The 22,674-nt window shown below is 34.0% G+C and carries 22 protein-coding genes and 1 tRNA gene; 9 read left to right on the top strand and 14 right to left on the bottom strand.

Annotated features, from left to right (window positions below; genetic code table 11):
- Positions 1–493 precede the first annotated feature (493 nt).
- From GYM74_RS02385 to GYM74_RS02350, 8 genes are all read left to right on the top strand, one after another.
- A complete protein-coding gene (locus tag GYM74_RS02385) occupies positions 494–1,024 on the top strand; it encodes a hypothetical protein (RefSeq protein WP_220218901.1) in 531 nt (176 codons plus the stop codon).
- Between the two features lie 180 nt (positions 1,025–1,204).
- Positions 1,205–1,780: a hypothetical protein gene (locus GYM74_RS02380; RefSeq protein ID WP_220218900.1), complete on the top strand. Its 576-nt coding sequence runs from the start codon at positions 1,205–1,207 to the stop codon at positions 1,778–1,780.
- A gap of 172 nt (positions 1,781–1,952) precedes the next feature.
- Complete coding sequence (locus GYM74_RS02375; protein WP_220218899.1) at positions 1,953–2,597, top strand: hypothetical protein; 645 nt, start codon at positions 1,953–1,955, stop codon at positions 2,595–2,597.
- Between the two features lie 501 nt (positions 2,598–3,098).
- Entirely contained in the window at positions 3,099–4,139 is a 1,041-nt protein-coding gene (locus GYM74_RS02370; RefSeq protein ID WP_220218898.1) for a hypothetical protein, read from the top strand.
- A 278-nt stretch (positions 4,140–4,417) separates the two neighbouring features.
- Positions 4,418–4,990, top strand: a complete 573-nt coding sequence (locus GYM74_RS02365) for a hypothetical protein (RefSeq protein ID WP_220218897.1) — start codon at positions 4,418–4,420, stop codon at positions 4,988–4,990.
- Between the two features lie 596 nt (positions 4,991–5,586).
- Complete coding sequence (locus tag GYM74_RS02360; protein ID WP_220218896.1) at positions 5,587–6,132, top strand: hypothetical protein; 546 nt, start codon at positions 5,587–5,589, stop codon at positions 6,130–6,132.
- Positions 6,133–6,489: 357 nt separating this feature from the next.
- Positions 6,490–6,948, top strand: coding sequence for an N-acetylmuramoyl-L-alanine amidase (locus GYM74_RS02355; protein WP_220218895.1), 459 nt, complete (start codon positions 6,490–6,492; stop codon positions 6,946–6,948).
- A 75-nt stretch (positions 6,949–7,023) separates the two neighbouring features.
- Positions 7,024–7,707, top strand: coding sequence for a toxin-antitoxin system YwqK family antitoxin (locus tag GYM74_RS02350; RefSeq protein ID WP_220218894.1), 684 nt, complete (start codon positions 7,024–7,026; stop codon positions 7,705–7,707).
- 719 nt (positions 7,708–8,426) lie between these two features.
- Here GYM74_RS02350 and GYM74_RS02345 read toward each other — a convergent pair.
- From GYM74_RS02345 to GYM74_RS02330, 4 genes are all read right to left on the bottom strand, one after another.
- On the bottom strand, positions 8,427–8,600 hold the full coding sequence (locus tag GYM74_RS02345; RefSeq protein ID WP_255556190.1) for an AlpA family phage regulatory protein: 174 nt from the start codon (positions 8,598–8,600) through the stop codon (positions 8,427–8,429).
- Between the two features lie 81 nt (positions 8,601–8,681).
- Complete coding sequence (locus tag GYM74_RS02340; RefSeq protein ID WP_220218892.1) at positions 8,682–9,533, bottom strand: tyrosine-type recombinase/integrase; 852 nt, start codon at positions 9,531–9,533, stop codon at positions 8,682–8,684.
- Positions 9,530–10,009: an integrase arm-type DNA-binding domain-containing protein gene (locus tag GYM74_RS02335; protein WP_220218891.1), complete on the bottom strand. Its 480-nt coding sequence runs from the start codon at positions 10,007–10,009 to the stop codon at positions 9,530–9,532. Before GYM74_RS02335 ends, GYM74_RS02340 begins: the two co-directional genes overlap by 4 nt.
- Before the next feature lie 175 nt (positions 10,010–10,184).
- Positions 10,185–10,260: transfer RNA gene (locus GYM74_RS02330), tRNA-Asn, on the bottom strand.
- A 147-nt stretch (positions 10,261–10,407) separates the two neighbouring features.
- On the opposite strand from GYM74_RS02330, the gene GYM74_RS02325 reads away from it, so the two are divergent.
- The gene (locus tag GYM74_RS02325) at positions 10,408–10,983 is read left to right on the top strand and encodes a TIGR00730 family Rossman fold protein (RefSeq protein WP_220218890.1); all 576 of its coding nucleotides are present in this window, start codon (positions 10,408–10,410) and stop codon (positions 10,981–10,983) included.
- 62 nt (positions 10,984–11,045) lie between these two features.
- On the opposite strand, the gene fruA is transcribed toward GYM74_RS02325, so the two are convergent.
- From fruA to glnL, 10 genes are all read right to left on the bottom strand, one after another.
- Positions 11,046–12,746, bottom strand: coding sequence for a PTS fructose transporter subunit IIBC (gene fruA, locus GYM74_RS02320; RefSeq protein WP_220218889.1), 1,701 nt, complete (start codon positions 12,744–12,746; stop codon positions 11,046–11,048).
- Positions 12,747–12,754: 8 nt separating this feature from the next.
- The gene (fruK, locus tag GYM74_RS02315; RefSeq protein WP_220218888.1) at positions 12,755–13,690 is read right to left on the bottom strand and encodes a 1-phosphofructokinase; all 936 of its coding nucleotides are present in this window, start codon (positions 13,688–13,690) and stop codon (positions 12,755–12,757) included.
- Between the two features lie 2 nt (positions 13,691–13,692).
- Positions 13,693–14,898: a fused PTS fructose transporter subunit IIA/HPr protein gene (gene fruB / locus GYM74_RS02310; protein WP_220218887.1), complete on the bottom strand. Its 1,206-nt coding sequence runs from the start codon at positions 14,896–14,898 to the stop codon at positions 13,693–13,695.
- A 189-nt stretch (positions 14,899–15,087) separates the two neighbouring features.
- The gene (gene cra, locus GYM74_RS02305) at positions 15,088–16,110 is read right to left on the bottom strand and encodes a catabolite repressor/activator (RefSeq protein ID WP_220218886.1); all 1,023 of its coding nucleotides are present in this window, start codon (positions 16,108–16,110) and stop codon (positions 15,088–15,090) included.
- A gap of 168 nt (positions 16,111–16,278) precedes the next feature.
- On the bottom strand, positions 16,279–17,034 hold the full coding sequence (locus GYM74_RS02300) for an ABC transporter ATP-binding protein (RefSeq protein ID WP_220218885.1): 756 nt from the start codon (positions 17,032–17,034) through the stop codon (positions 16,279–16,281).
- On the bottom strand, positions 17,031–18,002 hold the full coding sequence (locus GYM74_RS02295; RefSeq protein WP_220218884.1) for an iron chelate uptake ABC transporter family permease subunit: 972 nt from the start codon (positions 18,000–18,002) through the stop codon (positions 17,031–17,033). Before GYM74_RS02295 ends, GYM74_RS02300 begins: the two co-directional genes overlap by 4 nt.
- Entirely contained in the window at positions 17,992–18,948 is a 957-nt protein-coding gene (locus GYM74_RS02290; RefSeq protein WP_366518707.1) for an ABC transporter permease, read from the bottom strand. Before GYM74_RS02290 ends, GYM74_RS02295 begins: the two co-directional genes overlap by 11 nt.
- A 6-nt stretch (positions 18,949–18,954) precedes the next feature.
- Positions 18,955–19,935 (bottom strand): siderophore ABC transporter substrate-binding protein, encoded by a 981-nt coding sequence (locus tag GYM74_RS02285; protein ID WP_220218882.1) that lies wholly within the window; start codon positions 19,933–19,935, stop codon positions 18,955–18,957.
- Positions 19,936–20,117: 182 nt separating this feature from the next.
- Entirely contained in the window at positions 20,118–21,566 is a 1,449-nt protein-coding gene (gene glnG, locus GYM74_RS02280; protein WP_220218881.1) for a nitrogen regulation protein NR(I), read from the bottom strand.
- Positions 21,567–21,577: 11 nt separating this feature from the next.
- Positions 21,578–22,627, bottom strand: coding sequence for a nitrogen regulation protein NR(II) (gene glnL, locus GYM74_RS02275; protein WP_220218880.1), 1,050 nt, complete (start codon positions 22,625–22,627; stop codon positions 21,578–21,580).
- Positions 22,628–22,674 lie beyond the last annotated feature (47 nt).

Genomic DNA, 22,674 nt, shown 5'->3' with positions numbered 1-22,674 from the left:
ATCTTTTTAGCTATTTTACTTATATATACCAGGAAAACACCGCTCAGAAAACGCACAAAAAAAAACACAACAACTCAAACAATTCGAATAAAGAAACTCAAATTTATTATTTTATAAGTTCATTTATACTAAATTGGGCACAAAGGACACTATATTTATGTAAAAATCAATGAACCTCGTTTATTTCCATAATTAAATTCTTATAAAAATCATCGAATTGTTTATAAAAATAATTCAATAAAATGAGATAGAATGAGTGTAAAATTTAATCAACAATATTATATTTGCCTAAAATTTGATAATGATTGAATTGAGGAGTTTAACTTAGTCAATCATATCCGTTAGTTGTTCCTTGTTAATAAAATAAAAGGTTGTATTGTAAATGCTGAGAATATAACTCAGAAGGTGTCGCTGGCAAAAGAAATACCTATTTGTCATCAGATGCCAGATATAAAAAATATATGGTATCCCAAATAAGAAAATCTAAAAGAAAATGAAAAAAATAGCCCTCAGTTTACTTATTCCCTTTATCGCTAATTGCAGCGGAGGAAATGTGTCTAACGCCATTAAAAAAAATATAGAATCAGAAGAAGTAAACTTTATTCTTAGTCATTCCCTCACCCTAATAAATGGTGAAAAAATCTCATTATCAAATATATATGCTATACCTGACAGTATAGATTCTATACAAGTGGATAATGTGCAATTTGAAGCAACATTATCTGATTATTGTGGGAAAGGAAACTATATATATGATGAAGAAAAAATGGATGGTTTTTTACCTAAAAAACTCGAATTTATTCTTTATTATCAATATAAAAAGAATAATACAGAACCCACTGCATTTAACTTTAAACAAGATAATGCAAATCTTTACTTAACCGTTGCTAACAATAAAATAATTACAAAATATTGTAGTAAAACAAATATACGAACACGAAATACCGCATTTTTATTAAAGGTTTATTCAAACGGAGCTAGATATAATTTACTGGCTATTAATGATGTAAAAACTATCGAATAAATATTAAAACAAGAAAACAATGAGTTAAAAGAGAAACATATCCTCTAAACAACCACAAGAATGTTGACTGGATAATGTTGTTCTTATTCATTGCTATTATTTATATTAAAATTAAAACAAAAAATTAGTTTCAGATAGTATTAACAGCACGATTTAATGGGAAGAGGAAATAAACTTAAAATGAGAATATTATTACTCATTCTATTGTCTTTGGCTAACGTAGCATGCAGTCAAAAAATAGAAAATCAGCAAGCCGTCAAGCATCCCACCCCCATAGAATATGGTGACGTAGCGACTAATGTTTTAGTTCCTTTAGGTAATTCTTCTCCTAAGATAATTTCGCAATCTGATACGTATTTATTAGGTCAATCTGGCTATGCCTATAAACTAAAAATCAACAATCAGGAAGAATTAATCTTCTTAAATTATAATAAAAATTTCAAACTCTATTCAGAACCAAGACTAAGTAAAAATGGTGTTATATCTAAAATCGAAGGATATGATGACGGTTATACCGGTATTGAATCGATTGATATTAAAATATCTGAAAATAAACATTATGTAAAAATGGATGCTATTATCAAAGGTTATGTTGAAATATCAGACAATGAGCGATGGCTATACGAAAACTATCAATGTGTCATTATCGATATCAAAAAATCAAAAGTCGTTTGGTCTGGGGTAGAAAGGTGTGACGGTGAGTGGAAAGATGATCAATGGATTAGTAATGAACAAGTCGAATTTGATGGTGAATAAAGTTTAAGTTCGAAAGAAAAATAAACAGAGATAAAAACATGAAAATTTTAAAAGATGAATAAATTTAAAAAGAATTTATATAAAAAAATAGTGCTCATAAAACAGACCCTCATTACCATTTGCATCAGAATGAAAATGAATATAATCAGAATTATATGGAGATAATCCTAAAATGATAAAATACTTTTCCTTATATATTTTTTTATTTATGTTATGTAGTTTCACAACAAATAGTGAAGCTAATAGCATAAAAAAGATTCCAATAAGCTTTATAGAAAAAGAAAGTAACGCACAAGAATTTAGTCATATGAAAAAAATTTATGACCCAATGATTGAAAAAAATGACAAAAGATTCATAAAAAAAGAAGAATATCTAAATGTAAATAATAAAATTTATACAAATAATTTAAATGATAATGAACTCATGAAAATTTATAACTATTATGGCTATTGGAAGCCCTTGAATAGCGATATTATTACAGTTTCATATTATGAGGATAGCGAAGTTAAAATTCAGGATAACAATAATAATACAACTACTGTACAAGCAATACCTTATATAAATAAGGCCCAAACGCATTTTACTACCTTTTACATAGATTATGAACAATCAAAATCCATTATAGATTTATATGAGATTGAAAATAATCATATCAAGCATATTTTTTGTTTCGAAACAGAAAAATGGATTATTTGGGATTTGGCTTGGAATGACAATATTTTATACATAAAAGTAACTGATACTATTTGGAACGGAAAAGGTTTTTATAGCACTGATTATAAATATAAAAAATTAATTATTGAAAAAATCAACTAACTTCCTGATAAAAATTAGAACGCAAATTTGTGGATAAAGAAATTGATGAATTGAATTAGAGGTTGTGTAGTAAACAAACAATTATTATGCTTATCACCCTCATAAATATGAACGGTGGTAAGTAAACCGATATAAATGAGTAAATTAAAAAGAATAATCATTCAAAACTAATCCTTATAATGGCTGTTGGTTTTATTTGAAACTTAATAACAAGAGTCCGTTAACAAAGGATATGTAACTAAAGTATTTTTTATGATGATATCTCTAAATAATAAATTCATTATCACTACCCTATTAAGCCTTTTTTTATTCAGCTGTAACCCCGCTAAACAAGGAAATAAAAGTCTTCGCTCGCTCGATTCAATTCAAATAGGATATCAAGCGGTAATACTTATATCGAAAGATCGGGGCAAAAGTTGTGAAGAGTTAACGCTTCCCGAACAAAATGTATTATGGTTGTACCATAGCCACGATTATTCAATTATATAAGGAATTATTGTAATGAAAAAAAATTACCTTTTACTTTTAGTTATTTTTCTATGTTCTTGTCAAGGCATAAAATCACAGGATTCCTCAGATTCGAAAAAGAAGAATTCAATTCCCGTAATTACTTTACCTTTCGGAACTAAAAAGTTAATTGACGTCCAATTCCCAGCAAATTGGAAAACATACGATTATCCAAGCAATACATGGTATAAAACACCTATAGATTTAGCTTATAATAATTCAGATTTATTTTACGATGTTTACAAAAATAAAAATCGAGATTTAAAACCTACCGATAGTATTACTTATACTTATACTAATGCTAATATGCCTAATATCTATTATGATTACTTTTTTCCTTATCAGTTTATAAAAAAACAAACAGATATACTTTACAATTTTGAAGAAATTTTATATCCATTATGGAAAATTAATTTGTCAAACAACCAATCTCTAATAATGCTTTTTAGTCAAGGTTATAGTGATCAAATTGAACCATATACAATTTACTTCCAAAAAATGCAATTAATGGTTGTAGATAATCACGGAAACAAATTAGATTCTATGAATGCTTATCTGGATACTAATAGGGGATACGATCTTAAAACAAAACGCCTGTATATTGACAGAAAAGGAATTATTCATATTAAATACTTTGATTATGATGTTGAAGACGTCAACTTTTTTCGTTATGAAAAATTTCAAATTTCGCCTGAAGGCAAATTTATTCGATATTACGACCAAAACGGATTTTTCCAAAATGAAGAAGAACAAGGGTTAGTCGAAAATCATACCCGTGAAGGTTTGTGGATTGAGATGAAGCCGAATGGTTATTATACTTATCCTCTCGGTTATACTTATCTTGAAGCAAATTACCAAAAAGGATTACCGATTGGAATTTGGAAGTTTTATAAATTAGATTATCAAAAGAAACCTGACAGTTCTATCGATCTATCTTCTGGTAAAAAAGGCAAACTTTTGTACACAGAAACCTATAAAGACGGTGAGCTTGTCGAACGCAAATTTGTGGATAAAGAAATTGATGAATTGAAGTAACGATAGTATATTAAACACACAATTATTTTGCTTATCACCCTCATAATTATGAACGGTGATAAGTAAACCGATATAAATGAGTAAATTAAAAAGAATAATCATTCAAAACTAATCCTTATAATGGCTGTTGGTTTTATTTGAAACTTAATAACAAGAGTCCGTTAACAAAGGATATGTAACTAGAGTATTTTTTATGATGATATCTCTAAATAATAAATTCATTATCACTACCCTATTAAACCTTTTTTATTCAGCTGTAACCCCGTTAAAAAGGAAATATGAAATGGATAGCCAAATACGATTTTAATCAACTATACCAATTAACCGACCAAGCAACTGCCTTAGACCCAATGTCTTCTTTTCGTTTTGAACGTTTTAAAGCACCTAACGAGAACACCATTATTTTAATCGGAAATAAAGATCTTAACTCCTTTGATTCAAGCCAAATAGGAGATCAAACCGTAATACTTATATCGAAAGATCGGGGCAAAAGTTATCAAGAGTTAACGCTTCCCGAACAAGAGATGAGATGGATTGACACCAGCAATGATTATTCATTAGTAGAAGCTCAAAATAGATTACCCGATAACAGTAAAAAAATTTCCCAATATCTTTTAGATAATAATAATTTAAAATTGGTTAAAATAGATGAATATACTTCTGATGCTAAAATCAATTATGAAAATTTTAATGGTAAATATGTCATATATTCCAATCGAGGCAATTTAAAACTGATTAATTTATTGAATCGAGAAGAAGAATACCCCTTGCCAAACGATTTAAACAATCAGCCATTTTATTTAATCGCACAGGGTAACATTCTAACTTTACACAAAAAATCAGATCATTAGTTATGACCCTAAAACCTAAAACCAACAAATCATCAAAAGTTTTAAAAACAACTACGATATCTTACTATATCAAGATGACTCTTTTATTTTGGGTGAAGCTAACCTGTTAAAAACGTCTGCAACTTTTTATAATGAAGAGGAAAAAGAGTTAAATACACTTGATTCAAAAAATGTGAACTTTTACCGATATAAAAATTTTGTATGCGACTATAAACCCTTATCATCTATTTATCCGTCGAACCGATACTCATATGACTATGGACAAACTTGCTATAAGTATGAGTTAAAAGGCATGTTTACTGCCTCTAGACCTGTCGGATTTTATAAGGATAAGTTTATCATTTTAGATGCCACATTTTATGATAAAATGAGACAGATGCAGAGGTGGAAGGCTTTTAATCGGTGAGTTTGAAAAATAGGACGATGTTAAACACGCTTAGTATAATATAATTATTTTTGATTTAATTTATTTATTAATCATATATATTTTATTGGTATCATGAGCAATTAATGGAAATGTAAAAGTCCCCAATGGTTTAGAAGAAAGAAGTTTACAGAAATATTAAAAGGTATAATGAAATATAATGAGTGTATTAATGAAAAATAAAGGAATCTTTTTTATTCTAATAATGATATTAATTTTTCCTTGTCAAGGACAAGTTAAAAATGTTTATAGTAAACAAAAGATTCAAAATGAAAGCGAAGCTAATATTATTAAAAATAATATTTTTCATATTCAATTTGATAATGCAGGGGAAGTCCATAAAAATTTAGTATCGGATCAACCGTATGATCATTTTATAATTCAAATAGAACAAGGAAATATAAAATTTAAAGAAAACTATAAATTATTAATTAGTAACTATGGTGATAGAAATGATTTAACATTTACTTTGACAAAAGTAAGTAAAAAAGAATATACCTTAGAAATTATACAAGAAACTAGACATTTAACGGTTGATAAATTCATCTTTGAAAAGGATAAAAACAACTTATTAGAATTAATATCCATGGAACAAATCCAATCGGGAAATACTATTCAAATCTGTAAATATAGTATGTCAAGAAAGAAAGGAAATGAAATTAATTTAATCATAGATTCAATTAATGATGCTCAATGTTTCAACGTTAAAAATAAATAATATTAAAAGTTAGATACATAAACAAAAAATAAGTCTACAACCCAAAATGGAAAAAGGAGCAACCTCGCCGGACAATAAACAATCACAACCAATCAACCCGGCAACAAGTTATTACAACCTCAAACCGATTCCTATTCAGCCAAGCCTAATCAAATTGTCTATGATTTGTTACATCAATCTGATTTTCAGATTAATGTAGCGGATACCATTTTGCAAAAAAAGTAAATGTCGCGAATAAACCTAATGAATATACCTATTTAAAATTAAATCAAGCCTCTTTGGATGACAAAATTTATCTGGTTGCCAAATGTTACGGTACTCCCCGAAAAGGTAAATTAGTGCTCAGTCTTAGGGAAATTGAAAATACCGATACTACCCAAAACCTGTATTCAAATAACCCAGTTCCTTTTTAGTCAATGGAGAAGAAAAAACAGAAATGGAATACACGGTAGAGGGCTCCATTACCTATACCAAGGAAATAGTAAAAACGCTGTTAAAGTTGACAATAATAAAGAAGCGATCTATTTTCGCTGTGATATAGCTAATAATAACAAAGCGGATTATTTTATTTCTATTCATGCAGATGGCTTAACCAATTTTACTTCCGGCGCGCATGTTATCTATTATGAAGGAGATAAAAAAGGGCTAGAATTAGCTAATGATATTTTTAGTTGTTATACTGTTGTCAATATAGGAAAGAAACACCCTGATGCTAGAAATAATGTAGGAGTTCTTGAGGTAAAAAATCAAACGAAATATAAAGTTTTAATTGAGTTTGGTTATATTACACCCCCAAAAGATGCAAAAAGTATTTAGGACAATATGGACTTAATAGCAGAGCAACTTGCTCAAGGGTTAGAAATCAACATTAAATAACGTTTTAGGAATAAAATGAAAAAATTACTAATGGTGTCTATTTTTTTTGGTGGCATTTTGGCATGTGTTCAACACATTGAAGCAAAAAAGATTTCGGAAGCTACCCCTTCACATTCAGTACAAATTAAAGAATCCAATACTCCGGAGGGTTTTCTACGGTATGAATATTATATCAATGGCAATAAAGCAGCGGATTATATAAAAACTTACTATACTAAAGGCGGTCAATTAGAATCTGTGTATTATATGTCATCATATAAACCAGACGGCATTTCTGCTCAAGGATTTTACCCAAATGGAAAACTAAAATTCATCCGCTATGTAAGAGATGAAGTCAAAAAAGGAGATGTATTATATGTTATTTATTATCCTAATGGACAAATAAATCTTATAGAAACAATAGTTACTGACTCTTTAGAATTACCCAAACTCACTACTATTTACTTTGAAAATGGCGTTAAGAAATATGAAGGGTTTATGGATATGTATAATGCTACCACAATACCTGTAGGATTATGGAAAACATACGATGAAAAAGGCGATTTAATCGAAACCACCTATTATCATCCTGATGAATTAGGCAAAGACTATAAAATCATAACTCAATATAAGAATGGAAAAGTTGTTTCAAAGAAAATTTACAATTTTGATGATTTATATGAGACTGAGTTAAAAGAGCTTTCAACTATACCTAAATAATAATTCAATGCATGGATATTAGTCCAATCAATAGGTTAATCTTAATATAAAATGATAAAAAAATAACAATGTAGATTGGAAATAATGAATAAATTTTTAATACTTTTAATTAGGTTTCGTAACTTCTCCAAAAGAACTAATGGAAGTTATTTATTCCGTTTCCATATCCCCGAAGGCTCTGACGAGTTAGAAGTCATAAGATAGGTTAGTGATGAAAAAATTTTTAAACTAATTAATGTTACTATTAAAACTAAAACATAAAAATAAATTGTTATGAAAGATATATTTAGCTATATCTATTCTTCGGATGTGGAAATTATTATAGAAAAAAGATTTAGAGGGATTTCCACTACAAACGCATATTACCATGAGTTTTATATAGATGGTGAAGAAACATATGTTTTGAATGAGTTTAACATAGAAGAAAAAAATACTTTTACAGCAAGAATAATTTTCAGGTAAATAATGTTGCAGACGTTGCGGATTATAAAAAAGGAGGCTATGTGTTGCAAAAAAATGAAATGTCTCCAATAGAAAATCTAACCCCTGAAGGTATTGAGAAGCTCGCCTATAATTATTTTAAACAATTTCAATTTATAGAAATAAGTTTTAGTTTGAATTAATTATAATTGATTTAAAATTTGTTAAAAAGGGAATTATAAAAATTCCCTTTTTGTTTAATAAATTAGTAATGATAAAATGGTAACATTTTTTTATAACTAATTATTGCTGTTACGTGTTAAAATGCGTGATTCAATCCATTCATCTATTTCGCTTTCAATCCATCCGACCGCTACAGATGTAAGCTTAACATTTTTTGGAAATCTGTTTTCTGCCATTTCTTTATAAATTGAAGCACGGCACATGCCTGTTTTATGTATAACGTCTGCCAATCTAATTATCCTTTTGTTCTTTTTTTCCTTCATTTAATAATTGTTTAACTATGCAATGCAATACGTGAAAGAATGTATTAATTAAGCAGTAAGATTCATTGAGTAAGAAATTTTGCTCATATTGCTTGTGTTGCTATAGTTTGAAGTAAAGTTAACTGTAGGTTTAGGGTTGGTAGATTTTTGCTTATTAAACTGTAAGACTTTACCTATTTTAGCAAATCGTACAAACTCAGCCCAACAATTTAACATTTCGGTCCTTTGCTCTAGGTATAGCGACCTGTTATACGCCCTACGAACTGTATTTTTATCAATATGTGAAAGTGCTATTTCGATGATTTCTTTATCAAAACTTTGCTCATTTAAATACGTTGATGCAACGGATCGTAAGCCATGAGAAACCAATTTACCACTATATCCCATACGTTTAATAGCTACATTAGCTGTTTGAGAACTCATATGTTTATTAAGGTGCTTCTTAACCTGTGAATTAAAAACATATTTTCTATTTCCATTAATTTTTTTCATCTCCAACAATATATCTATTGCTCGTTGACTTAGCGGTACAAGGTGTTCTCGATTTTTTTTAATTTTTTCTTCTGGAACTGTCCAAATACGCTTAACGAAGTCAATTTCGCTCCACTCCACTTGTACGGCTTCAATAGGACGAGCTAGGGTGAGTAGTTGAAACTCAATCAGCAATTTAGTACAAGGTTTAATTTGTGCTTTTGAAAGTGCTTTCATAAACTCAGGTAATTCTTCTGGACGAATAGATAACAGATGTTTTGCTTGTTGCGATTCAAAAATCATATGTACTTTATTTAACTTATTTATATCCATATATCCAACATTTATGGAATAGTTCATGATTTCATTAATCCGTTGTATTAATCTGTGTAATGTTTCGAATTTTTTTCCTGCTCCAACGGTTTTCACAGCTCAATAACCCTGCTTGGCGTGCTCTCTTGAATCGGTACATTTCCAATAAACGGGACAATATGCTTTTCTAAGGATTGCCTTTTTTTCAATAGTGTTCTTGGTTTTAGTTTTTTACAATAACTGCTGTTATACCACTCGTTCATCACATATTTAAAAGTGGTGCGTTGTTTATCAAGTTGTTTTTGTTGCTCCGAATTTCTATAAATTTGAGGATCTATTTTTTGCTTAAGGAGTTTGATATATTCATCTCTTTCGGAACGTGCTTCATCTAAACTTACCAATGGATAGTTACCTAGTGTCATTGAAGTTTCACGATTTGTGATTGGGGATGTATATTTAAAAGCCCATTTTTTAATGTTGTTTTTGCAAACAATAAGAACTAAACCATTTCCGTCTCTTAAATACAAGTTTTTATCATTTGCTCGACTATTTTTAATTTGATTATCTGTTAATCTTTTAATTATTTTTGGCATAGAATTCTTTTCCTCTAGGAAAAAATGAGCATTTTTGCTAACCCTCATTTGAACCCGAAAAAATATTGAATTGATAGAAAAAAAGATAGATGTATATGGATAAGAGGAATACTAAAAAAATATAATATATTGATTTATAAATAAAGATGTATAGGTATGAGATAAAGTGGAAAGTTGGCTCCTCCAACTGGACTTGAACCAGTGACATACGGATTAACAGTCCGCCGTTCTACCGACTGAACTATGGAGGAACACTCAACGGGGAGAATATTAACCATCAAAGGCCGCTGTGTCAATCGTTAATACACTAAATATAACCAACTGCTCACCTTATAAACAAATCACGCGATTTATATGCTATTATTAGCATTCTTTAGCTTAATATTGTTGATAAATTAATGAAAAAAAATATATGTGTTTTTTGTGGTGCCAGTGAGGGCACGTCTCCGGAATATCGTTTAGCCGCTGAACAATTAGGCAAAACCATTGCCAATCAAAACAGACGTTTGATCTACGGCGGTGGCAATAAAGGTTTAATGGGAATTATTGCTAATGCGGTCTTAGCCAATGGTGGTGAAGTTATTGGCGTTATTCCCGAACGTTTAGTACAAGCTGAGACAGCGCACCACGGTATTACCCGTTTAGAAGTCGTCGAAAATATGCATCAACGTAAAGCCAGGCTTTCTGAGCTAGCTGACGGTTTTATCGCTATGCCGGGCGGAACAGGCACGCTCGAAGAGGTTTTTGAAGTTTGGACGGGTATGCAAATAGGTTATCACGAAAAGCCGGTTGCTTTGTTTAATGTGAGCGGATTTTGGCAATCATTATTAAACTTTCTGGAACATTCGGTTAATGAGGGCTTTATTCGGGAAAGTTTTTATCAAACATTAATTGTAAGCGATAATAACGAATTAATACTTAAATATATGGATGAGTTTGTACCTAAAGATTTGCAGCGTTGGGTAAAAAAATAAAACCTAATAACCGGAATAAAAAAACGCCATCATTTGACGGCGTTTTTAGTATTTTACTTCTGTTAAGCAGCTTGAGGATTTTCATTCACCGATTCGGGTGCTTTAATTAATGCATAAGCAATACCTGCAATAAGTGAACCGACAACAATTGATAATAAATATCCAACAACTGGTTTCACAACCCCAGGTATTGCCAAAGCAAATAATCCACCATGTGGAGTCATTAGCGTTGAACCAAATGCTAATGCCATACCACCGGTGATTGCTCCACCAATAATACAACAAGGGATTACACGTAGCGGATCACGCGCTGCAAAAGGAATCGCTCCTTCAGAGATAAAGCATAAGCCTAAAACTAGAGACGCTTTACCACTTTCTTGTTCTGCTTTAGCAAATTTTTTGCGGGCAATAAGCGTGGCAATTCCCATCGCTAATGGTGGTACCATACCGCCAGCCATAACTGCCGCCATAGGTGCATAAACTTGTGAAGAGATTAAACCTGTACCGAATGCATACGCAACTTTATTGATTGGTCCGCCCATATCAGTACACATCATACCGCCTAAAATCGCACCTAAAATAACAGCATTACCAGTACCCATTGAGTTAAGCCATGATGCAACATTCCGCATCAACCATGAGACTGGCTCACCAACGACAAATTGCATAACAAGTCCGGTTGCCAGCGTAGCAAGCAACGGTACAATTAAGATCGGTTTGAGTGCTTCCATACTTTGTGGTAATGGTAAATATTTGGCGATGATCATAGATATATAACCCGCAAAATAACCAATAATAATACCACCTAGGAAACCAGCTCCCGTTGATACTGCAAGTAAACCACCAACAAGCCCCGGAGCAAGACCCGGTCGGTCAGCGATCGAGTAAGAGATATAGCCGGCAAGTAAAGGCACCATTAACGAGAAGGCTAAACCACCAATTTCAGCTAAATGAGGTTCACCGACAAGTTTTTGGACACCATCTTGCATTTCAAATGACCCAAAGGCAAAAGAGAGTGCAATAATCAATCCACCCGCAACTACCATTGGTAACATATAAGAAACACCGGTTAAAAGATGTTGATAGACACCTTTTTTCTCATTGCTTGATTTTCCGGATGAGGCACCCGCCGAAGGTTGATAAACCGTCGCTTCTTCAAATGCTTTATCTAACTCTTGAGCTGTCTTTTTAAGAGCTGGACCAGTCTTAGTTCGGTATAGTTTTTTACCGGCAAATTTACTAAGATCGACATCGATATCGCAAGCCGCAATCACAACATCAGCCGCAGCGATCTCTTCTGGCGTTAATTCATTACCGACACCCACAGAACCACGGGTTTCTACTTTACACCACCAACCACGTTTTTTGGCTTCTTCTTCGATCGCTTCAGCTGCCATAAAGGTATGAGCAACACCGGTTGGACAAGCTGTGACCGCAACAATACGTTTTACACCAGTATCTGACTTAGACGCTGGCGCTGCTGAAGTTGATTGTTGGTAAACGCTCGCTTTAGTCGGTGCATCATTTAAAATCTGTTTAGGGTTAGCAAAGATTTCATTTAAATCTTCCACCACATAAACTTTTTTGCCTATCACAGACTTATCACCGATATCACCACCACCAACAGCAACAATGACATCAGCAGATTGAGCATTTTCTGCGATTTTTAAATTTAATGAATTGGCAGCTAAAGCTAGTTCTGCTTTAGCCAAACGTCCGTTAACCGGACCAGAATGACTACCTTCAACTATATATATATTCATGAATACTCCTATCCCGCAATTATTTCAATTTTTGAAAGCATGTTAGTGACTGCTTGACGGTCAGATATACCAACTCCTGCTTGTCCAACTGATAAAGCGGCAACACTTGATGCAAATACTAAGGTGTCTTTAATGGATTGATTAGTCATCAGACCATACATTAAACCACCAACCATAGAATCACCAGCACCAACAGTGCTAACTACCTGACATTTAGGCGGTTTTGCCAACCATGCTTCGTGTTTTGTTACCCATAAAGCACCTTTACTTCCTAGTGAAATTACCACGTTCTCAACACCGCCATCAATAAGTTCCATGGCAGCTGTTTTGATTTCCGGTAGGGTGGTTAATTTCCGTCCTACCCACATTTCTAATTCTTTATCATTAGGTTTAATTAACCATGGTTTGGCTTTTAAACCGGCAACCAAAGCATCTCTTGAGCTATCAAACACAATTTTTGGACAAATGGCTTTGACTTGTTTCATCCAATCAGTGAACTTATCAAGCGAAACGCCCGCTGGCAAACTACCACTGATTGCCACCATATCGATATCTTTCAACCATTCAAGCGAGCTTTTCACAAACAGTTGCCAGTCATTTTCGCTGATAGTAAAGCCGGAAAAATTAAGATCCGTCACTTCACTATTTTCTTCGGTCAATTTAACATTGATACGAGTACGGCCTTCAATCGTTTGGAATTTGTCGACCACATTTAAGGATTTGAATAACAAATTAAAACCATCACGATTTTCTTTACCTAAAAAGCCACCAACAGTCAATTTAACATCTAAATCAGATAATACTTTAGCGACATTAATGCCTTTGCCAGCGGCAAGTAAAGCATTAGTTTGAACTAGGTTCACATCACCAAGTTCCACTTTGGGACAAAATCCCAAAAGATCATAAGCGGGATTTAAGGTAATAGTTGCAACACGATATGTCATCACTAAACGCCCTCGCCTAAACCACTTTCAATTGCTTGACCAATTGCATCAAGGGCTTGTTGGGCATCATCACCCACAGCGGTAAATCTTAATCGGCTACCTTTTTTAGCACCCAAAGCGACAATTTTCATAAGACTGGTTGCGCTAACCGCTTCACCTTTACCGTCAAGATTTGCCACTGTAACTTTGCTGTTAAACTCTTTTACAAGTTTAACCAGTACTGACGAAGGACGGGTATGTAAACCGTTTTCATTTGGTACAATAAAATCACGCGTTAACGTTTCACCACTGGTTTCAGTCGTGGTTGATTGATTTTGACTAACGGTTGATTCTGCTTGAGTATTATCACAAGCAACCCCCTCACCACCTGCTACCAGAAGATGATTAAGCGTATCAATATTAGCCGACAATAGTTGATCCAATTTTTGGTTAAAGGTCAACGTTGCAATATTAGCAATAATTTCACACACGCTATCATCAGTTGCTGACATAGTGATTAATAATTTTACAGGGTTACCGTCTTGACTCAGATCACTGACTGTGCGACTAATTGCAATCGCATTTTTTAAGTTACCTTCTTTGCTATCATTTAACCAAACACCACTGCCTAAATAATTAGGTTTGTTATCAAGCACATTAGCAATAAAAGATGCGTTAACGGCATTTTGTTGTTTTAAGCGTGAAGCATTTAATGCTTGTAATGTCGCTAGGCTGTCGGCGGTAATATCTAATAAGACACAATCATGATTAATACTAATTTGGCTATCTTGTGAACTCTCTTTACCGGTCAAAATGGCAATCGCATCATCGGCAGATTGAATATTTTTAATTCGTTCTTCAACACCGTCAGCACCCAGAACATGAGTCAGTTGACGCAATAGTTCGAGATGCTCATCAGAACTTGCCGCAATACCAATAGCTAAGTAAGCCTTTTCACCATCATCGCCCCATACAACACCTTCAGGGAAACAAAACACTTGTACGCCTGTTTTTTTAACTAAATGGCGGGTTTTAGTTGTACCATGAGGAATAGCAATACCGATACCCAGATAAGTTGCAGCTTGCTCTTCCCGTTCAAGCATACCATTAACATACCCTTCTTCCACATAACCGGCGTTAGTTAAGGCTGCTGCAATTTGTTTTATTGCTTCTGTTTTATTGGGTGCTTGTTCATTTAAATGAATATTTTCTTTAACTAAATGAAACATATAATAAATACCTCGGGGTTAAAATGTTAGATCTACTAAAATAACTCAGTAATTCTAAATCCATAATTGAATCATATTGAATCGTTTCAGCAATAATGAATACAAACTTATTAATTATCAAATATTTTATTTCTATTAATAATTAATCTGTGATCTAGATCTGATTTTTGTTAAAAATTCAAACAGCTTTTAATTCTTAAAGCTACCATCCCGACTAAAGCTACCACGATAGATTAACCGCCTTGGTATAACAGTAGTGCCCGGTTGGTACTGTTTTTTCTGTAAACTATTTAATAATAACTCAATAGTTACTTTGGATACTGCTTTATGATCTTGAGAAAGCGCTATCACTTTACAAGGTAAAAAATCCAGTAATTCATTATCGCCAAATGTCGCAATAGTTAAATTTTCTGGTAGATGACCTAACTTTTTCAATATCGCATCAATTGCGCCTTGCAGTAATGAAAAAGAGGTTGAAAAAATACCATCTGGTATCTTATTTGTTTCCAGCCAGCGACTAAATGTTAGCGCTGCGTCGTGCCGACTATAATTATTTACGCATAAAAAATCAACCCTATTACAGTGGTCTTGCGTAATATCTTTAAAACCTGCCATACGAAGCTGGCTTACAGATAAATTTGGTGATGCGCCAATATAAACAATATTACCCTTCACAAATTGATTAAATGTTTGCGCTAACATCTTTGAATCTTCTTTATCAGCCCCAACAATGTTTCTAAAGTGGTCTGCCGATAATGTTCTATCGAGCGCAAATAATGGCATTTCATCATTTTGCCAGTCATCATAAAAAGTATAATCATCATCAGACACGAAAGCAGATGAGATGACTAAGGCATCAACACGGCGTTGTCTAAGGTGTTTAACACACTCTTTTTCAATTTCAGGATTATCTTCCGAACATGAAAGCAGTAGCTGATAACCCTCTTTTCGAACAAGTTGCTCTAGATAATTTGCTATTCGGGTATAACTATTATTTTCTAAATCGGGAATAATGATACCAATTGTGCGTGTTTTACCTGCTCTTAATCCTGCCGCTACCGCATTAGGTTGATAGTTATGCTCTTTTACAACCGCCATAACTTTTTCAATGGTTTTATCACTCACCCGATACTTCTTTGCTTTTCCATTAATTACATAGCTGGCAGTTGTTCTTGATACACCTGCTAACAAAGCAATTTGTTCTAATTTCATTAAACTTTCTCAATCAAAAAACTGTTAGTAATTTAACCTAAATCAACTTACATTGTAAACATCGACCGTATTGTTTATGCGATGATTTGCAATGTTAACAAACAAAAAATAGTGTCGATATTACAAATGGTTACTTTAACTAACACCTAAGATAATTGATCAAATTAACTAATAATAGATAGCAATATTTTGATCATGCACATTTTCAATTTTAACGGGAGTATCAAAGATCTCTTCTAATATCGCCGCATCCATAATCTGTTTTGGCTCGCCTTGATAAATCAATTTGCCTTCTTTCATCGCTAAAATATAGTCTGAATAAACCGATGCAAAATTGATATCATGAATAACAATCACAATGGTTTTACCCAGCTCATCAGCCGCTCGCCGTAACTGTTTCATCATCGAAACTGCGTGTTTCATATCAAGATTGTTTAGCGGTTCATCAAGCAAAACATACTCCGTATCCTGACAAAGCACCATGGCAACATAAGCACGTTGTCGTTGTCCGCCGGAGAGTTCATCTAAAAAACGATCTTTATATTCAGTCAGATTTAAAAACTCGAGAGCACGATGAATATGCTCATAGTCATTAGCATTTAAGCGCCCTTTAGAATAGGGATAACGGCCAAAACCGACAAGGTCAAAGACGGTCAGCCGACTGGTAAAACGATTTTCTTGTCTTAATACAGATAAGTAAGTGGCAAGTTTATCACTAGGTGTATCAACCACATTCATATTTTGGATTTTTACTTCGCCTTCGTCAGCCAATAGCAGACGACTTATTATTGAAAGTAACGTCGATTTGCCTGCACCATTGGGGCCAATGATTGTCGTAATGCCGCCTTGGGTTATAGTGGCATTGACATTTTTTAATACTGAAATTGATTGGTAATTTTTACTGATATTGTTAATTTCAATCACTTTGGCACCTTTTTCAATAATAAGAAGATAAATAAAGTGCCTCCAATAAACTCAATAACAATCGATAGCGCACCGACCATATTTAGCACTCGCTCTAAAAACATTTGTCCTCCTACAAGAAAAATAATGCCTAATAAAAAGGCTGTTGGTAGTAAGTAACGATGTTGGCTAGATCCACTTACGCTATAGGCTAAATTTGCAATCAGCAGACCTAAAAAAGTAAATGGTCCAACCAGCGCAGTAGAGATTGCAACTAAGATTGATACAAGTAATAAGATTATCGAGACATTTTTATGATAATCGAGGCCTAAACTAATGGCATTATCACGCCCTAATGCTAACACATCAAATCGATAGCGCATTTGCCACAAAACCAGCCCAATTATGGTTACAATAGCTAGCGAAAATAGAATTAACACTGGTTCCGCTCGAGTAAAGGTCGCAAAAATGCGGCTTTGCAATACAGCAAATTCTGTCGGTGTCATTAATCGCTGTAATAAATTGGAAAAACTACGAAATAGTGTGCCTAGAACAATACCAATTAATAGCACCAAATGAAGATTTTGCTTAAGTTTAGTTAATAAGCCTTGATATAAAAAGAGTGAAAAGAATATCAAGAATAAAGATTCAAATATAAATTTTCCTATTACGCCAATAAAAGGGATGCCTTGAATATCAATAAAAAATATGATTATAGTTTGAATTAAAACAAACAATGATTCAAACCCCATTATCGATGGCGTTAATATTCGATTATTGGTTAGGGTTTGGAATAGTAGCGTTGAGGTTGACGCTGAAAACGCAACTAAAATCATGGTTAACACAATCCATGTTCGATGCATGAGAATATAGTTGATGTTTCCTTTCAAATTAATGGTCATAAAGCAAGTAATGCAAACAAGAGCGAGAACTAACAGTATTATCACCCGTTTTGCGCTGGAAAACTGACGATTTAGATTAACGGACATGACGTTTTTGACTCAATAAAACTAAAAAGATAACTGCACCTATAACACCAAGGATAACACTCACAGGAATTTCGAATGGATATCGGATAACACGCCCAATAATGTCACATATTAACACTAATCCACTGCCCAAAAGACAAATCCATGGAATCGTTTTACGGACATTGTCCCCCATTAATAAGCTTACAATATTGGGGACAATCAATCCTAAAAATGGCAATACGCCAACAACAACGACAACAATTCCCCCGATAAGTGCGATAACAATAAGGCCAATTAACATCACTCGGCGATAATTGAGACCAACATTAACCGAAAAATCACGCCCTAAACCGACCACCGTGAACTGATCGGCATTCCAACAAGCTAGCAACGTTAGTCCCCCAACTAACCATAAGAGTTCATATCGTCCTTGTAAAATTCCGGAAAAATCACCCGATTCCCACCCAGCAAGAGACTGCAATAAATCAAAATACATTGCGAAGAAAGTGGTAATTGCGCTAATCACAGCCCCAAGCATAATGCCAATAAGTGGTACCATAAGTGCAGATTTATACATAATTTTCCGGGAAATATACATAAAAATCAGCGTACCGAATAAAGCAAATAGGCTTGCAACAACCATTTTGATCATGACGCTAGCAGCAGGCGCAAAGACCATCATTACCAGCAGTCCTAAACTTGCTGCTTGCGTCGTGCCTACAAGGGAGGGTTCAACAAATCGATTTTGAGTGAGCAACTGCATAATCAAGCCAGCCACACTCATAGCACTACCTGCTAATAATAATGCTAGTGTTCGAGGGAGTCGGCTAACAAAGAAGATTTCTCGCATGTTACTGTCAGTCCAGAGTTCTGATAATGTGACATTCCCTGCACCAATAAACAGACTTACGACAACCATTACCATTAAAAAGACAATGGCTGTCATAAAATAAAACGATTTAATCATACTTTAATTATTCGTTGATGTTTTTTGTAACGCTTCTTCTATTTGATCCATCAATCGACTATAAGTTTGAATACCACCAGCAATATACATTGATGTTGAATCCAGATAAACAATATGATTATCTTTCCATGCGGCAGTTTTTTGGATCAATTCATTATTTAAAACTTGTTGTGCGGATAACGCTTCTTTATTACCAATGGCACTATCACGGTCTATAACAAATATCCACTGCGGGTCAACACTCAAAACAAATTCACTGGTGATCGAATTACCATGACGGCCTGCTTCTTGGAAAACAGCTGCCGGCTTGAAACCTAAAACATCAAACACAAAGCCAAAACGAGATTTTGGACCATAAGCTGACATTTTGCCACCATTAACCATAATCATTAACGCCGAACCGGCTGTACTTGTTTTTGGTTTTAGTTGTTCTATTTTTTGATTAAAGTCTTCAATCAATTTAGATGCTTCTTTCTCTTTTTCAAAAATCCAACCTAATTGACGAGTTCGCTCAGTTAAACTCGCTAAGAAATTATTGGAATCGATATCTAAGGAGATTGTTTTTGCTAATTTTTCCAATTTTGGATAGGCATCAGTTGCTCGTCCACCTGCTATAATTAAGTCAGGATTGATAGAGCTAAGTACTTCGTAATTTGGCTCAAACAAAGTCCCAATGTTAGTATAGGACTTATCACTATATTTAGATAAGAAATCAGGTAAATGGACATCTGATTGTGGCACAGCTGTGACTGGAATATTTAATGCATCAATAATATCAAGCGTTGCAATGTTAAAAACAGCTACTTTTTTGGGAGCATACTCAAACGATGTTTCGCCTTGAGCGTGTTTAATTATCAGAGCATCTTTCCAAACATCGATATTGGAATAATCTGTTTTTTGGTTATTCTTATTATTATCGCACCCGACAACTAACAGCAATACAGCAAACAGCACTGTAATTTTAACTTTGATAAATGAATACATATGAACTCCTATTGACTTGTTTAGATAAAACAAACTAAATGATAAATAATAATCATTATCATTAAATTGTATCTAAAAACAACTCAGTGTTCAATAAACTTCAAAGGATATGTAAAATTAACGTTAAATAAGGAGAAATCATATCTATTGCAAAACATTATAATAAAAAATTTATATATTCATCAGTGTGCACCACGATCATTTTCATTGGATAACTCTTTTAATTTTCGGGTTAAAGTATTGCGCCCCCAACCTAATAAATTAGCAGCATCTTGTTTATGACCTCGGGTAAAATTTAGTGCGCAATTTAATAAAATACGCTCAACATCTGCAACAGCTTCGGTTAATATTCCTGTTTTACCTGCGACTAAAGCTTGTTTAGCCCAATTTTCTAACTCATGTTGCCAGTTCGAATTAGATATCGACATCACAGGGGGCGATATTTCATTTGGTTCGCTAATATTAGCTGTGCATGGATGAAGCAATTCAGCAGGTAAATCCTGAACCAGTATCTCTTTACTTGAAGACATAACAGTTACCCACCGGCAAACGTTTTCGAGCTGTCTTACATTACCCGGCCAATTAAACAGGCATAAAATTTCAAGTGCCTGCGGACTTAATACTTTACTTTCAACCCCTAATTCTTGAGCGGTGGTATGCAAAAAATGCTCGGCAAGTTTTGGAATATCTTGAGAGCGATCACGTAATGGTGGCAATAAAATACGAATTACATTGAGTCGATGAAACAGATCTTCCCGGAATTTACCTTCTCTAACTCGAGCTTGTAAGTCTTGATGCGTAGCAGCAATAATTCTCACATCAACTTTAATTGGTGAATAACCACCAATTCGATAAAATTGCCCGTCCGCAAGTACTCTTAATAATCGGGTTTGTACATCTAATGGCATATCGCCAATTTCATCTAAAAATAGCGTACCGCCATTGGCTTGTTCAAATCGCCCATGTCTGATTTGTGCCGCACCAGTAAAAGCGCCCTTTTCGTGCCCAAAAAGTTCAGATTCAATCAGATCTTTTGGAATGGCCGCCATATTAAGTGCAATAAATGGCGATTGCGCACGTGGGCTATGGGTATGTAACGCTTTAGCGACCAGCTCTTTACCTGTTCCTGATTCCCCATTAATAAGAACACTAATTGAGGATTTAGATAACCGCCCAATAATACGAAACACTTCCTGCATAGAAGGTGCTTCACCAATAATACCGGTCGATGCTTTTACCGTAGTGGTATGCGGGGAATTATTGCTCTGATTTTGTAAAATAGCTCGTTCAACCAATTGAATAACTTCATCAACATCAAAAGGTTTAGGGATATAATCATAAGCGCCACGTTGATAAGCATTAACAGCCGCATCTAAATCCGAATGTGCCGTCATAATAATCACCGGTAAATTAGGCATCTGCTCCTTTATGTGGTGAAGTAACGTTAGTCCGTCAATCCCAGGCATTTTTATATCGGATATTAAAACTGCTGGTTTTTGGGGATGATTGACTAAAGCATCGATGACTGCTTGCCCGCTGGAAAAGCTGACGCAATGAAAATGCGCATTAGTCAGCGCTTTTTCTAATACCCAACGAATCGAACTATCATCATCAACAATCCAAACATTCATTATCATTTACCTCATTGTTTGATTGGCAAATAAATTGAAAACTCTGTATGACCCGGCCAACTATTGAACTCAATTTTGCCATGATGTTGATCCACAATATTATGCGCAATTGAAAGCCCGATGCCGGTACCCCCTTCGTAACCACTTACCATAGGATAGAAAAGGGTATCTTGAATATGCATTGGCACTCCCGGTCCATTATCTTCAATATCAATGCGTGCACATAGCCGATAACGCTGGCCATGTATAGTCACTTGAAAAGCGGTTCTGGTTCTGATAGTAATTGTGCCGGTTTTTGCACCAATTGCTTGCAAAGCATTACGAACAATATTTAAAACAACCTGTTCTATCTGTTCGGAATCATGAATTAAATCCGGTAGGCTTGGATCGTAATCACGCAAAATTTGTACATTGTCCGGCTTTTCAAGGCACAATAGTGCATAGATTCGTTCAATAGCTTTATGAATATTTTGCTCTTGTTGTAGTAATCGTTGCTGAGGACCTAATAACCGATCGACAAGGTTTCTTAATCTATCCGCTTGTTCAATAATAATCTTAGTATAATCTTGTAGCTCGTTTTTCGGTAACTGGCGAGATAATAACTGAGCGGCGCCGCGTAGGCCACCTAAAGGATTTTTAATTTCATGAGCAAGTCCACGGATTAGATCACGAGCCGCACTCTGCTGTGCTTGCTGTAATTGCTCTTGACTCAATCGTTTATGATTATTTAATGGCGCCATTTCGAGCAAAATTTGCCCATTAGGTAGGAGTTGAGCGGTTAACGATAAAATATGTAATTCATCGTTAATCACTAAGTTGACTTCATTATCGGTAAAACCTTGATTTTGATCTAAAGCATTTTGCATCAAATCAATATCCAACGAAAAGTAACCCAATAGATCGGGCAGATAGCTATCTAATAATTTTTTCGTGCTTTGCGCTAAAAGCTGCTGAGCTGCTGTATTGGCATAACGAATATGGAGTTGTTTATCAAGTAACAAAATACTTGTAATCATCGAATCGAGAACAAGATTAGCATCAGATTCATTATCAAATGTCATCGCAGGATTTCCGTCCTCATTTAAAACCACCGCCTGTAAGCGGTGGA

Origin of the sequence: Gilliamella sp. ESL0405 (assembly GCF_019469205.1) — a bacterium.
Classification (GTDB): Bacteria; Pseudomonadota; Gammaproteobacteria; order Enterobacterales; family Orbaceae; genus Gilliamella.
This window is presented reverse-complemented; position numbering and strand designations above follow the sequence as displayed.

Coding starts and splice junctions, on each gene's coding strand:
- GYM74_RS02385 (WP_220218901.1), top strand. CDS start 494: ATGAAAAAAATAGCCCTCAGTTTACTTATTCCCTTTATCGCTAATTGC.
- GYM74_RS02380 (WP_220218900.1), top strand. CDS start 1,205: ATGAGAATATTATTACTCATTCTATTGTCTTTGGCTAACGTAGCATGC.
- GYM74_RS02375 (WP_220218899.1), top strand. CDS start 1,953: ATGATAAAATACTTTTCCTTATATATTTTTTTATTTATGTTATGTAGT.
- GYM74_RS02370 (WP_220218898.1), top strand. CDS start 3,099: ATGAAAAAAAATTACCTTTTACTTTTAGTTATTTTTCTATGTTCTTGT.
- GYM74_RS02365 (WP_220218897.1), top strand. CDS start 4,418: ATGAAATGGATAGCCAAATACGATTTTAATCAACTATACCAATTAACC.
- GYM74_RS02360 (WP_220218896.1), top strand. CDS start 5,587: ATGAAAAATAAAGGAATCTTTTTTATTCTAATAATGATATTAATTTTT.
- GYM74_RS02350 (WP_220218894.1), top strand. CDS start 7,024: ATGAAAAAATTACTAATGGTGTCTATTTTTTTTGGTGGCATTTTGGCA.
- GYM74_RS02335 (WP_220218891.1), bottom strand. CDS start 10,009: ATGCCAAAAATAATTAAAAGATTAACAGATAATCAAATTAAAAATAGT.
- GYM74_RS02325 (WP_220218890.1), top strand. CDS start 10,408: ATGAAAAAAAATATATGTGTTTTTTGTGGTGCCAGTGAGGGCACGTCT.
- fruA (WP_220218889.1), bottom strand. CDS start 12,746: ATGAATATATATATAGTTGAAGGTAGTCATTCTGGTCCGGTTAACGGA.
- fruK (WP_220218888.1), bottom strand. CDS start 13,690: ATGACATATCGTGTTGCAACTATTACCTTAAATCCCGCTTATGATCTT.
- fruB (WP_220218887.1), bottom strand. CDS start 14,898: ATGTTTCATTTAGTTAAAGAAAATATTCATTTAAATGAACAAGCACCC.
- cra (WP_220218886.1), bottom strand. CDS start 16,110: ATGAAATTAGAACAAATTGCTTTGTTAGCAGGTGTATCAAGAACAACT.
- GYM74_RS02295 (WP_220218884.1), bottom strand. CDS start 18,002: ATGTCCGTTAATCTAAATCGTCAGTTTTCCAGCGCAAAACGGGTGATA.
- GYM74_RS02285 (WP_220218882.1), bottom strand. CDS start 19,935: ATGTATTCATTTATCAAAGTTAAAATTACAGTGCTGTTTGCTGTATTG.
- glnG (WP_220218881.1), bottom strand. CDS start 21,566: ATGAATGTTTGGATTGTTGATGATGATAGTTCGATTCGTTGGGTATTA.
- glnL (WP_220218880.1), bottom strand. CDS start 22,627: ATGACATTTGATAATGAATCTGATGCTAATCTTGTTCTCGATTCGATG.